This window comes from Janthinobacterium agaricidamnosum, from assembly GCF_003667705.1.
GTDB lineage: Bacteria > Pseudomonadota > Gammaproteobacteria > Burkholderiales > Burkholderiaceae_D > Janthinobacterium.
In genome coordinates this window covers 1288746-1302055 of the sequence record NZ_CP033019.1, presented here as the reverse complement: position 1 = coordinate 1302055, position 13310 = coordinate 1288746, and the positions used below count along the sequence as shown (strand labels likewise).

Genomic DNA, 13310 nt, shown 5'->3' with positions numbered 1-13310 from the left:
CCTGCTGCGCGTCGCGCTTTGCGGCCGGCGATGCTCACCGTACTGAAGTACGGTTGCGCTTCTCAGCCACAAATCACTGCCGCTCGCGACGGTTTTCCCAGGCGTTGTAAATATTAATGCCAAGCAAGGCTGGAAGATGATGCATGCGTGAATCCTGTTGCGGGTCGTTTCACGCATGAGCGGCATCATATTCGCTTGCGCAAAATGAAACAAACCAATATTCTTCACGGATAGGCCGAATATTACTGAGGCTCAATTCTATTAAGAACGCCATGTCACGTCCCTTGCCACCGCTCGCCGCCCTGCACGCCTTCGAGGCGGCCGCCCGCCATGAAGGTTTCCAGCGCGCGGGCGAAGAATTGCACGTCTCGGCCGGCGCCATCGGCCACCACGTCAAACAGCTGGAAGCGTGGCTCGGCATCGTGCTGTTCCAGCGTCTGCCGCGCGGCGTGGTGCTCACCAGCGCCGGCCAGCGCTATGCGGCTTCGCTGGGGCCGATACTCAACCAGCTGGCCGACGTCTCCGAACAGGCGCGGCGCCAGGGCGACGACAAGGTCGTCACGGTGACGGCCACCAGCTCGCTCGTCTCGCGCTGGCTGATGCCGCGCCTGGGCCGGCTGCGCGACCGCTACCCGCAGATCGAACTGCGCGTGCTGGCGTCCATGCACCCGGTCGACCTGGCGCGCGATGGCGTGGACGTGGCCATCCGCCTGGGACCAGGCCGCTATCCGGGCCTCAAAGTGGATCTATTGATGGAAGAATGGTTTTCCGCCGTCTGCAGCCCCGGTTTCCGCGCCAACGCGGCCAGCCTGCGCCAGCCGGCCGACCTGCTGCGCTATCCGCTGCTGCACGACGAGCCGGAAGTGCACCTGCCCGGCGAAATCGACTGGACGCGCTGGCTGCACAGCTGCGGCGTGCATTACAGCGGCAATAGCGGCAACAGCGGCGCGCGCTTTTCACACACGTATTTATGCCTGGACGCAGCCGCCAGCGGCCAGGGCGTGGCCATTGCCGCCAGTCCCCTGATCGGCGACGACCTGCGCTCGGGCCGCCTGGTGCGCGTGTTCGAACACGCCGTGCGCGGCCCCCACTGCTATTATCTGCTGCGTTCGCCCCAGGCGGAAACGCGGCCCCTCGTGCACGCGTTTTGCGAATGGCTGATCGCCGAAGCGCGCGCCGACCAGGAAACCGTCTGGCCCACCGTGGAGACAGCATGACGACACACGAACTGGCGCGCAGCGCCGACTATATTGTCCAGCACGAATACGAACATGCCAGGGTGACGGCCGCCGATGGGCGTCACGCCAGCCTGGGCGAATTCTATGGCGACCCGGCCGTGGCCTTGATCGATGACCATGAGCAATGGTGCGCCGTGGCGGGCGAAGGATTGGTGATTTGCCGGCTGGAACAGGGGTTCGGCCAGTGCGCGGAATACTACCGCCAGCCTGGCGAAGTGCGCTGGATTACGGACTTGCGGCAAACGGGAGCGTTTGCGCTGGAGTGGCGGGGTGAGGATGGGGTTTGGCACAGCCTTGCCTTTGAGGCGGCTGTGTCGGCTTACGCGCCAAGGCGCTAACCCGACCTACGCCAGAGGTTGCAATGCCCCGTAGGTCGGCTTAGCGCACAGCGCGTAAGCCGACAACACCCGGAAAGCAACCGGAGAAACCGATCAGAGCAGGTAGGTCGGCTTAGCGCGCAGCGCCTAAGCCGACAACCCCATTACAATTTAATGAAATGCTCGCGGTAGTACTTGAGTTCTTCGATCGACTCGAGGATATCGGCCAGGGCCGTGTGCTTCTGGTGTTTCTTGAAACCGGTGGCGATTTCCGGCTTCCAGCGCTTGCACAGCTCTTTCAATGTCGATACGTCAACATTGCGATAGTGGAAGAATGCTTCCAGCTTCGGCATGCCGCGCACCATGAAGCGGCGGTCCTGGCCGATGGTGTTGCCGCACATGGGCGACTTGCCAGCAGGCACGTATTTCTTCAGGAAGGCGATCAGTTCCGCTTCCGCCTGGGCTTCCGTCACGGTCGACGCTTTCACCTTGTCGATCAGGCCCGAGCGGCCGTGCGTGCCCTTGTTCCAGGCATCCATCTTGTTCAGGGTTTCATCCGACTGGTGAATCACGAACACGGGGCCTTCGGCCAGCAGGTTCAAGTGCATGTCCGTCACCACCACCGCCACCTCGATGATGCGGTCGGTATCAGGCTCCAGGCCCGTCATTTCCATGTCGACCCAGACCAGGTTCATCTCGTTGGGACGTGCTGGCACGGCGGGTGCGGGGGTGGATGCGGTTAAGTCGGTCGCTTGTGACATAATTCTCTCTTGGCCTAATCAAACTAAATAATCAGCCATTTTCTCACAGGCACAGAATGTATTCACTCGCGTTTTCGATTTTGTTTGTATCCGTCCTCGTTTTGACCCTGGCCGTGCGCTTCTGGCTCGCTTCGCGGCAGATCCGCCACGTGCTGGCGCACCGCGCGGCAGTCCCGCCCGAATTCGCGGAAAAAATTCCCTTGGCGGCGCACCAGAAGGCGGCCGACTATACGGTGGCCAAGACCAAGTTCGGCCTGCTGACCCTGCTGGTCAACTATGCCGTGCTGATCGGTTTTACCCTGCTGGGCGGCTTGCAATGGCTGGCGCTGCACCTGAATGAATGGATGGGTGCGGGTTCGCCCATGCTGTACCAGATCGGCCTGATCGTCGCCTTTGCCGTCATTTCGGGCCTGATCGACCTGCCCTTCGATTACTACCGCCAGTTTGTGCTGGAACAACGTTTTGGCTTCAATACCATGGCGCGCAAGCTGTTCTTCACGGACATGCTCAAGGGCGTGGGCCTGGGCGCTGCCATCGGCCTGCCGCTGATCTGGGTCGTGCTGACCCTGATGGCCAAGTCGGGCGGCCTGTGGTGGCTGTACGCGTGGTTCGTCTGGAGCGGCTTCCAGCTGCTGATGATGGTGCTGTTTCCCACCGTCATCGCGCCCCTGTTCAACAAATTCACGCCGCTGGCCGACGAAGCGCTGAAAAACCGCATCGAAGGCTTGATGCAGCGCGTCGGTTTCGCCTCGAAAGGCTTGTTCGTCATGGATGGCTCGAAGCGCAGCGCCCACGGCAATGCGTATTTCTCGGGCTTTGGCGCCAACAAGCGCATCGTCTTCTTCGACACCCTGCTGTCGCGCCTGGCGCCGCAGGAGATCGAGGCCGTGCTGGCGCATGAACTGGGCCACTTCAAGCTCAAGCACATCGTCAAGCGCATCGCCATGATGTTCGTCATCTCGCTGGGCTTTCTGGCGCTGCTGGGCTTCCTGAAAACGCAGCCATGGTTCTATGCGGGCCTGGGCGTCGACCCTGTCGCGCTGGCATTGACGGGCCAGCCGACGGACGCGCTGGCCCTGCTGTTGTTCATGCTGGCCTTGCCCGTCTTCACCTTCCTGCTGGGACCGTTGACCTCGCTCAGCTCGCGCAAGCACGAATTCGAAGCCGACGCCTTTGCCGCCACGCACACGCAGGCGGACGACCTGGTCTCGGCCCTCGTGAAAATGTATGAAGACAATGCGTCGACCCTGACGCCTGACCCGCTGCACTCGGCCTTTTACGATAGCCACCCACCGGCCAGCGTGCGCATCCGCCACCTGAAAGGGGCTACGACATGAATACGCCATCCACACTGCAAGAGCTGGCCCAACTGTCCTGCGCGCCGCGCCAGCACGCGCTGGGCGACACCGGCGTCGCCACCCTGCACGCGCTGCTGCCGCAATGGACAGTACAAAATGGCAAGCTGTGCCGCGACTTCGGCTTCAAGAATTACTACCAGACCCTGGCGTTCGTGAACGCCCTGGCCTATATGACCCATACGCAAGACCACCATCCGGAGCTCATCATTACTTACAAAACCTGCGCCGTGCGCTACGACACGCACTCGGTCAACCAGGGCGCCGGCGGCCTGTCCGAAAACGACTTCATCTGCGCCGCCAAGGCCGACCTCATTTACCAGAGCAGCCAGGTGGCCCCATGAGCGAAGGCAAGTTGACGGGCGTCATCATCGCCGCCCACGGCCGCCATTACCTGGCCGACGTGGACGGCGCCAAGCTGCAATGCGTAACGCGCGGCAAGAAAACCAATGTGGCCGTGGGCGACATCGTGCACCTGACGCGCACCTCGAACGACCAGGCCGTCATCGACCGCATCGAGGAACGCAAGACCCTGCTGTACCGCTCGGACCAGTACAAATCGAAGCTGCTGGCGGCCAATTTGACGCAGCTGTTCATCGTCGTGGCGACGGAACCGGGCTTTGCCGATGACCTGATCTCGCGCTCGCTGGTGGCGGCCGACGCGGCCGGCATCGAGGCGCGCATCATCCTGAATAAAACGGACGTGACCGCTTCGCTGGAACGGGCCCGCGAGCGCCTGCTGCCGTATTCCTCGATGGGCTATCCCGTCGATGAAGTGTCGGCGCGCGCCGAACCTGAACACGCCGTGGCCACCCTGGCGCCGCTGCTGGCGGGCCAGTCGTCGATCCTGATCGGCCAGTCGGGCATGGGCAAGTCATCCTTGATCAACCTGCTGGTGCCGGACGCCGACATCGCCGTGCGCGAAATCTCGGCCGCGCTCGACACGGGCAAACACACGACGACCTTTACGCGGCTGTACAAGCTCGATGAACTGGGCGCCAACAGTTCCATCATCGACTCGCCCGGCTTCCAGGAATTCGGTCTGTATCACCTGTCCGAAGGCATGCTCGAGCGGGCTTTCCGCGAGTTCCAGCCCTACCTGGGCGGCTGCAAGTTCTATAACTGCCGCCACCTGATCGAGCCGCAGTGCGCCATCCTGCAAGCCTTGTCGGAAGGCAAGATCGCCAAGATGCGCCATACCCTGTATGGCCAGCTGCTGCACGAATCGGCGCAGACACTGTATTAAGAAAATGCCGCAGCACGAATAAAGCCACGACAAAACCTCGGCCGGCAAAATTTAATTTTGCGGCCGAGCTTGCTTTTCGACTTTAATCCCAAAACCGTTCATCCGCCGTTTTAGGCATTTCAGCGCGTCAAACCTGCCGCCCGTCGCCTGCCGCTGGCGATGGCCAGGCGCGTTTGCTAACTTGACACCAGTCGCTGCCGGAAACCCGCCAGCGACCACACGATCTAACTACTCTCCATCCTGCCATCCTGATCGAAGGTGAATGTCATGCTGACCAAACGCTTACTCCCCCTCCTCGTCGCTATCTTTGCCCTTGCCGGCGGCACGGCCCAGGCCCAAACCGCGATGACGCCGCAAGCCGCAGACAGCGTGCGCGTCACCTCTGGCACCTACTATCACGTCACGGCACAGGAAGCCTTAGACATCGAGCAGCAATACCGCCTGTCGAATGGACAACGGCTGGAAGTCCAGCAGCAGGACACCCATTTCTTTGGCCGCCTGATCGACGACAGGGAATTGCATGCAAAGCCCAGCGTGGAAATCTATCCCACCGGGCCGGGCCAGTTTGTCAGCAAAAAGGGCTCGACCTTCGTTTTCAGCAATACGGGCGAGCGCGTGGTGATCGACGACGCCCAGTTCCTGCCCGGCTTGCGCATGCCTGCCGACATGCGCAGCGCCAGCACCATGGACGGCAGCGCCCGCATCCGCCTCGTGTCACGCTAGACGCCTGCGGCCGGCCGTAGCACGGCCGGAGAAACGCCCTGTCGTGGCGGCCGGGCGGGACGCACAATTCTGCCCTGCGGGCTGAACAATTCCCCTGAATGCAGCTTACAATGCGATGACGCATGGCCTGTGCGGTCGCAGGCTGGCGCCACTGTTTGCGGGGAGAATGCTTGAATGGAAATGTTCGCGCTCGAACATGACGTAGCGCAGTGGGAAAGCGCATTGCTGCCGTTGCGCGGCGCCGGGCGCGTACCGCTGCTGCTGTTGCTGGCATGGCATTTGCGCCAGCGCAACTGCGCACAGGCTCTGCACCATGCAGCCGAAGCGGCAGCCTTGTTGCCCCACGTCCAACTGCCGCCCCCCGCCTTGGCCAGCGCCCAAGCGCGTCTGCAACTGGTGCAGGCGGAAGTGGCATGGCTGCAAGGCGCACTCGATGCGGCCGAAAGCCTGGCCATGGCGGCGCACGCCATCCTATGCGCGCATGGCGACGGCGCCGGCTGCGCCGACGCCCACTGGCTGCTGTCCTCGATCGCCGTCGACCGGGGCGACCATGCCCGCTGCGACGCCGAACTGCTGGCTGCGGCGCAGCAAGCGCGTAGCGCCGGCGATGCGATACGCGCCGGCCTGGCCGACGCGGCCACGGCGCGCTGGGCCGTCTTGCACGACGCGCCGGCCGCCCAGGTCCGATGGGGCGGCTACTTCCAGACCGACGGCGCCAGCGGCAAGCTGCCCGCGCCGCTGGCCGCCTGGGTGCACGACTTTCGCGGCTTGCTGGCGCACACCTCGCGCGACCTGGGCACGGCCGCCGGCCACTACATGCAAAGCTATGAGGCGGCCCTGGAAAGCGGCCAGCTGCGCGGCGCGATCACGGCCGCCATCAATATCGGCGACTGTTTCTCCAGCCTCAACGACAACGAATCGGCCCTTGAATGGATGCAGTGCGCGCTGGACCTGGCGCGTCCCACCGGCTGGCCGCGCAGCATCGGCGCCTGCCAGACGCATACGGCCGAAACCATGCGCAAGCTGGGGCGCCTGGCCGACGCCGAAACACTGCTGCGCGAAGCGCTGCACATCCTGGCCCCCGTGGCGGGCGCGCGCACCTATGCCAACGCCCTGTTCCACTTGGGCGAACTGAGCCTGGACAAGGGCGACTACGACACGGCGCTCGACGCCTTCAGCCGCCTGGCGCAGCGCGCCGAAGCGCTGGGCCAGGCCGATTTCCGCAGCATGGCCCAGCGCGGCAGCGCCCACGCGCTGTCCTATCTGGACCGTCCGGACGAGGCGCTGCAGGCGGCCGAACGGGCTTGCCAGCTGGCCACCGCGCAGGGCGACGCCATGCACCAGGTGGCGGCGCTGCGCGTTTTGTCCATGCTGCATGCGCGCCACGACTTGCCGCCGCCCGCAGGCATGCAGGAACGCAATCCCGCCCTGCATTTCTTGCACCAGGCACTGCAGGTGGCCGACTCCATCGAAGGCTATGTGCCGCCGGGCGAACTGCTCGATGCGCTGGCGCGCGAGTACGCGCATGCGGGCGACTATGCGCGCGCCTACGATATCGCCCTCGATGCGGGCGTGGCGCGCGAAAAAAGCCACACCCAGCAGGCGAGCAACCGCGCCACCGCCATGCAGGTCTACCACCAGACGGAACATGCGCGTTCGGAAGGCTATCACCACCGCGAACTGGCCGCCTCCGAAGCGCGCCGCGCCGAAGTATTGCAGCAGACCAGCGAGACCCTGGAGCGGCTGTCGGCCATCGGCCAGGAAATCACCACCCACCTCGACGCCAGCGCCGTGTTCCAGGTACTGGACCGCCACGTGCATGCCTTGCTGCCAGTCAATACCTTTGCCGTCTACATGCTCGATGCGGCGGGCACAGCGCTGCGCCGCGCGCACGGCATGGAGGCGGGCCGGCCCCTGTCCGACAACGCCATTCCACTGAGCAACCCACGCGCCTATTCCGTGCGCTGCCTGCTGGGCCGGCGCGAAGTGTATATCGACCAGGTGCCGCCCAAGCGCCACGCCTACACCGTGCCCGGCACGCTGCATAACCAGAGCGTACTGTACGTGCCCTTGACGGTGGGCGAACGCGTGCTGGGCGTGATGACGGTGCAGGCTTGCCATGCCCATGCCTACGGCGAACGCGAACGCCTGATCTTCCGCACCCTGTGCGCGTATGGCGCCATCGCGCTCGACAATGCCAGCGCCTACCGGCAACTGCAAGACGCCCAGGCGCAACTGGTATCGCAGGAAAAACTGGCCGCCCTGGGTTCGCTGATGGCGGGCGTGGCGCATGAACTCAACACCCCGATCGGCAACAGCCTGCTGATCGCCAGCACCATGCTGCAAAAGACGGAAGACGTGGAACGCCTGATGAACGGTCCCGGCCTGCGACGCTCGGACCTGGCCGCCTACATCGACGATGCGGGCAAGGCATCGGCGCTGGTGATGCGCGGCCTGCACAGCGCGGCCGACCTGGTCAACAGCTTCAAGCAGGTGGCCGTTGACCGCACCACCGAACAACGGCGCCAGTTCGACCTGCAGCAGGTGAGCAATGAAATCATCGCCACCGTCATGAACCGCATCCGCAGCTCGGGCCACCGCATCGAGACGGATATCGCATTCGGCATCTCGCTGGACAGCTATCCGGGCCCGTTCGGCCAGGTGATCACCAATCTGATCAACAACGCCCTGCTGCACGCCTTCGCTCCCGCGCCCAACGACGGCGCCGCCGGCAAGGGCTGCATGCGTTTGTCCGCCACGCCCGATGGCGCGCGCGTGCGGATCGTCTTCGCCGACAATGGCGGCGGCATCGCCGAACAGCATTTGTCGCGCATCTTCGACCCTTTCTTTACCACCAAGCTGGGCCAGGGCGGCAGCGGCCTCGGTTTGTCGATCAGCTACAACATCGTCACGGCCCTGCTGGGCGGCACCATCCAGGTGGCCAGCAGCCCCGCCGGCACGCATTTCACGCTGGACTTGCCCCTGGTGGCGCCGCAGATCGATGCGGCCAGCCCGGCCAGCATCTATTGATGCCGGCAAGACCGTGGCTGGACGCGGATACTTGTCTACACAAGTACCCGTCCGGCCAGTCTTTCCAATCTAAAAGCAAAACCCTTATAATTGAATGGCTGAAGTCCCTGCCATTGCATGATTTACAACTTGGCAAACCGCATCGACCCGCGCGACAAACAGGCGCGGGCACCGATCAACACAGCAGCGCGCCGGGCGAGGCAGTCATCAGACGAGATGTTGTACGCTGATGCAACCCGGCGGGAAAGGCACGCCGCCGGCGGCCTGCGCATCTTCAAGTGGTCATTATGTCGACAAAAAAACCGATCAAGCACTACCTCCAGTTCTCCGATTTCACGTTGGAAGAGTATGAATATGTGATCGAACGCGCCCATCTGATCAAGCGCAAGTTCAAGAATTACGAAATCTACCATCCACTGATCGACCGCACCCTGGTGATGGTCTTTGAAAAGAACTCCACCCGCACGCGATTGTCGTTCGAAGCCGGCATGCACCAGCTGGGCGGCGCCGCCATCTACCTGAACACGCGCGACTCCCAGCTGGGCCGCGGCGAGCCGGTGGAAGACGCGGGCCAGGTCATGTCGCGCATGTGCGACATCATCATGGTGCGCACCTTCGGCCAGGAAATCATCGAGCGTTTCGCCGCCAATTCGCGCGTGCCGGTGATCAATGGCCTGACCAATGAACACCACCCGTGCCAGGTCTTTGCCGATATCTTCACCTACATCGAACACCGCGGTTCGATCGCCGGCAAGGTCGTCGCCTGGATCGGCGACGCCAACAACATGCTGTACTCGTGGCTGCAGGCGGCCGAAGTGTTCGGCTTCCACGTCAACGTATCGACGCCGAAGGGCTACGACATCGACCTGTCGCAAGTCAAGACCGAGCGCTACACCTTCTTCGCCAACCCGTCCGACGCCTGCGAAGGCGCGCACCTGGTCAACACGGACGTGTGGACCAGCATGGGTTACGAAGCGGAAAACGCGGCCCGTATCGCCGCCTTCGACGGCTGGATCGTCGATGGCGCGAAGATGGCCCGCGCCGCGCCCGACGCCCTGTTCATGCACTGCCTGCCCGCCCACCGCGGCGAGGAAGTGGCCGCCGAAGTGATCGACGGCCCCCAATCGGTCGTGTGGGACGAGGCGGAAAACCGCCTGCACGTGCAAAAAGCGCTGATCGAATACCTGTTACTCGGTAAAATCCAATAATTCGCCCGGCACTGCATAAAAAAACCTGGCAGCATCGCAATACATACATCGACAACGACAACTGGAAGCAATATGAGCGACATTAAAAAAGTAGTCCTGGCCTATTCCGGCGGACTCGACACCTCCGTCATCCTGAAATGGCTGCAAGATAACTACCAGTGCGAAATCGTCACCTTCACGGCCGACCTGGGCCAGGGCGAAGAACTGGAACCGGCGCGCGCCAAGGCCATCAAATTCGGCATCAAGCCGGAAAACATCCATATCGAAGACGTGCGCGAGGAATTCGTGCGCGATTTCGTCTTCCCGATGTTCCGCGCCAACACCGTGTATGAAGGCGAATACCTGCTGGGCACCTCGATCGCCCGTCCGCTGATCGCCAAGCGCCTCATCGAAATCGCCAACGCCACGGGCGCCGACGCCATCTCGCACGGCGCGACCGGCAAGGGCAACGACCAGGTGCGTTTCGAACTGGGCGCCTACGCCCTGAAGCCAGGCGTGAAGATCATCGCCCCATGGCGCGAATGGGATCTGCTGTCGCGCGAAAAACTGCTGAAGTACGCGGAAGACGCCGGCATCGAAATCGACATGAAGCACAAGAACGGCGGCGCGCCGTACTCGATGGATGCCAACTTGCTGCACATCAGCTTTGAAGGCCGCCACCTGGAAAACCCGAGCGCCGAAGCGGAAGAAACCATGTGGCGCTGGACCGTCAGCCCTGAAAAGGCGCCGGACGAAGCGGAATACCTGGACATCGAATACGAAAAAGGCGACATCGTCGCCATCAACGGCGTGCGCATGTCACCCGCCACCGTGCTGGCCGAACTGAATAAAGTTGGCGGCAAGCATGGCGTGGGACGCCTGGACCTGGTGGAAAACCGCTACGTCGGCATGAAGTCGCGCGGCTGCTATGAAACCCCGGGCGGCACCATCATGCTCAAGGCCCACCGCGCCATCGAGTCGATCACCCTGGACCGCGAAGTGGCCCACCTGAAAGATGACCTGATGCCACGCTACGCATCGATGATCTACAACGGCTACTGGTGGGCGCCCGAGCGCGTTGCCCTGCAAACCCTGATCGACCACACGCAAGAAACCGTGAACGGCTGGGTACGCATCAAGCTGTACAAGGGCAATGTCATCGTTGTGTCCCGCGATTCGAAGACGGATTCGCTGTTCGACATGAACATCGCCACCTTCGACGAAGACGGCGGCGCCTACAACCAGGCCGATGCCGGCGGCTTCATCAAGCTGAACGCCTTGCGCATGCGCATCGCCGCCATCGCCCGCGAAAAACGGGGCCAGAAGTAATTAGTTAGCCAGGGGGCACCTGCTCCCGCGCCAGCTCAAGCCGCCCACGGGCGGCTTTTTTGCGTTTGAAACGCACTCGTCCGCGATTTACGGCCCTGCGCGCGCCCGGATCACCCCCATTTTGCTGTCCGCATGGCAAAATGCTACAGTGCAATTTAGAGCACCTAACATAACCTACTGCGCGGCGCGATTTGCGGCCTGCGATGCTCACTGTGCATGCGCACAGTTGCGCTTCTCAGCCGCAACTCGCTACCGCTCGCTACGGTTCTGTTAGGCGCTCTTAGTCGAAAACTTCCCGCTTCCGGAGCCACCATGTTCAAAGACCTGAGTATCAAGAATAAACTGTACCTGGGCTTCGGCTCCATCGTGGCCATCATCCTGATCCTGCTGGGCGTGGCCTACAACAGCTTTTCGCGGCTGTCCGAGGCTAATGCATGGGACCGCCATACGATGGAAGTGCTGGTCGAGATCGACAAGATCCACAATTCCATCCTGCAAATCCAGGTGGAAGCGCGCGGTTTCATCCTGACCGGCAACGAAGCCTCGCTGACGCCGGAAACCGATGAAACGGCAATGCTGAGCCAACACACGCAAAAAGCCATCGCCATGACGGTCGACAACAAGCTGCAGTCGGAACGCTTCCGCAAGATCGACCAGCTGACCACCACCTGGGTCAAGGAATGGATCACTCCCCTGATCGAGAAGCGCCGCGCGCTGGGCAATGCCCCGGGCGCCACGGAAGCGGTGGCGCGCTCCATGCCGCCAAGCGGCTACCCGGCTGTCGCGCAAGCGAACAAGCTGCTCGACGAAGTGGCCGCCGAGGAAACCCGCTTGCTGGCCGAACGCACGGCCACCACGGCAAAATTGCAGGAAACCATGATGTTGACCCTGGCCTTGGGCGGCCTGCTGTGCGTGGTGCTGGCGCTGGGCATTTCCTATCTGCTGGGCCGTGCCATCCTCGGCCCGCTGAACAGCCTGACGGACGCCGTCGGGCGCATCGCCGGCGGCGAGCAAGGCGCGCGCGCCGCCATCCTCTCGCGCGACGAACTGGGCAAGGTAACGGAAGAGTTCAACCGCATGGCGCAAACCATCCAGGACAACCAGGCCAACGAATTGGCCGCCACCAACACCTTGCGGGCCAAGGTCGATTCCCTGCTGGAAGTGGTGTCCAAGGCAGCCTCGGGCGACCTGACGGGCAAGGTCGGCATCACGGGCAGCGATGCCATCGGCCAGCTGGGCAATGGCCTGGCGAAGATGTTCGAAAACCTGCGCAGCCTGCTCAACAATGTGCAAAAGGCCGGCATCCAGGTGACGACGTCCGCCACGGAAATCGCCGCCTCGGCGCGCCAGCAGGAAGCCACGGGCATTGAGCAAGCGCAAACGAGCGTGGAAATTCTCAGCACCACCAAGGAAATCTCGGCCAACACGAGCCAGTTGCTCAAAACCATGGAAGACGCTACCGCCGTGGCCGACTACACGACGAATGCGACGGCCGAAGCGCAAAACAACCTCAAGCGCATGGATTCGACCATGCAGCACATGGTCTCGGCCACCGATTCCATCAACGCCAAGCTGGCCGCCCTGTCGGAAAAAGCCAGCAATATCAATAGCGTGCTGATCACCATCACGAAGGTGGCCGACCAGACCAACATCCTGTCGCTGAACGCCGCCATCGAGGCGGAAAAGGCGGGCGAGGCGGGCCGCGGGTTCTCCGTCGTGGCGACGGAAATCCGCCGCCTGGCCGACCAGACGTCCGTCTCCACCTGGGATATCGAGCAAATGCTCAAGGAAATGCAATCGGCCGTGTCCGCCAGCGTGATGGGCATGGATAAATTCTCGGAAGAAATTCGCCGCAGCGTGGGCGAAGTGCGGCAAGTGGCCGAGCAGCTGTCGTCCGTGATGGACCAGGTGCAGAAACTCACGCCGCAGTTCGACGCCGTGCTGCAAGGCATGCAGTCGCAGGCGATCGGCGCGTCGCAAATCTCCGACACCATGATGCAGCTCAACGACGCCACCCAGCAAACGGTGGAGTCATTAAAAGCCACCAGCGAAGCGGTGCACCAGCTGCAATATGCGGCGGGCGACCTGCAGTCGAGCGTGTCGACCTTCGCCGTCACCATCTGA

11 protein-coding genes are annotated in these 13310 nt (G+C 62.7%); 10 read left to right on the top strand and 1 reads right to left on the bottom strand.

The features are described 5' to 3' along the window. Window positions 1–272 precede the first annotated feature (272 nt). Both gcvA and D9M09_RS05905 read left to right on the top strand, forming a co-directional pair. The gene (gene gcvA / locus D9M09_RS05910) at window positions 273–1217 is read left to right on the top strand and encodes a transcriptional regulator GcvA (protein WP_070220093.1); all 945 of its coding nucleotides are present in this window, start codon (window positions 273–275) and stop codon (window positions 1215–1217) included. Continuing rightward, on the top strand, window positions 1214–1576 hold the full coding sequence (locus D9M09_RS05905; RefSeq protein WP_070290639.1) for a hypothetical protein: 363 nt from the start codon (window positions 1214–1216) through the stop codon (window positions 1574–1576). The genes gcvA and D9M09_RS05905 overlap by 4 nt, the downstream gene beginning before the upstream one ends. Before the next feature lie 143 nt (window positions 1577–1719). Here D9M09_RS05905 and orn read toward each other — a convergent pair whose 3' ends face one another. Next, on the bottom strand, window positions 1720–2316 hold the full coding sequence (gene orn / locus D9M09_RS05900) for an oligoribonuclease (protein ID WP_170846480.1): 597 nt from the start codon (window positions 2314–2316) through the stop codon (window positions 1720–1722). A 56-nt stretch (window positions 2317–2372) separates the two neighbouring features. On the opposite strand from orn, the gene D9M09_RS05895 reads away from it, so the two are divergent. The 8 genes from D9M09_RS05895 to D9M09_RS05860 all read left to right on the top strand — a co-directional run bounded on the left by D9M09_RS05895 (window position 2373) and on the right by D9M09_RS05860 (window position 13310). Next, on the top strand, window positions 2373–3653 hold the full coding sequence (locus D9M09_RS05895; RefSeq protein WP_121668800.1) for a M48 family metallopeptidase: 1281 nt from the start codon (window positions 2373–2375) through the stop codon (window positions 3651–3653). Further along, entirely contained in the window at window positions 3650–4015 is a 366-nt protein-coding gene (locus D9M09_RS05890; RefSeq protein ID WP_070220087.1) for a 4a-hydroxytetrahydrobiopterin dehydratase, read from the top strand. Before D9M09_RS05895 ends, D9M09_RS05890 begins: the two co-directional genes overlap by 4 nt. Then, window positions 4012–4917, top strand: coding sequence for a ribosome small subunit-dependent GTPase A (gene rsgA, locus D9M09_RS05885; protein WP_034785059.1), 906 nt, complete (start codon window positions 4012–4014; stop codon window positions 4915–4917). The genes D9M09_RS05890 and rsgA overlap by 4 nt, the downstream gene beginning before the upstream one ends. Window positions 4918–5184: 267 nt before the next feature. Continuing rightward, entirely contained in the window at window positions 5185–5640 is a 456-nt protein-coding gene (locus D9M09_RS05880; protein WP_070220085.1) for a hypothetical protein, read from the top strand. 180 nt (window positions 5641–5820) lie between these two features. Then, window positions 5821–8670 (top strand): ATP-binding protein, encoded by a 2850-nt coding sequence (locus tag D9M09_RS05875; RefSeq protein ID WP_240453565.1) that lies wholly within the window; start codon window positions 5821–5823, stop codon window positions 8668–8670. A 287-nt stretch (window positions 8671–8957) separates the two neighbouring features. Next, a complete protein-coding gene (argF, locus tag D9M09_RS05870; protein ID WP_070290636.1) occupies window positions 8958–9878 on the top strand; it encodes an ornithine carbamoyltransferase in 921 nt (306 codons plus the stop codon). A 72-nt stretch (window positions 9879–9950) separates the two neighbouring features. Beyond that, window positions 9951–11186 carry an argininosuccinate synthase gene (locus tag D9M09_RS05865; RefSeq protein WP_034759383.1) on the top strand — a complete coding sequence of 412 codons (1236 nt, stop codon included), beginning with the start codon at window positions 9951–9953 and terminating at the stop codon, window positions 11184–11186. A 312-nt stretch (window positions 11187–11498) separates the two neighbouring features. Then, window positions 11499–13310, top strand: a complete 1812-nt coding sequence (locus D9M09_RS05860; protein ID WP_121668798.1) for a methyl-accepting chemotaxis protein — start codon at window positions 11499–11501, stop codon at window positions 13308–13310.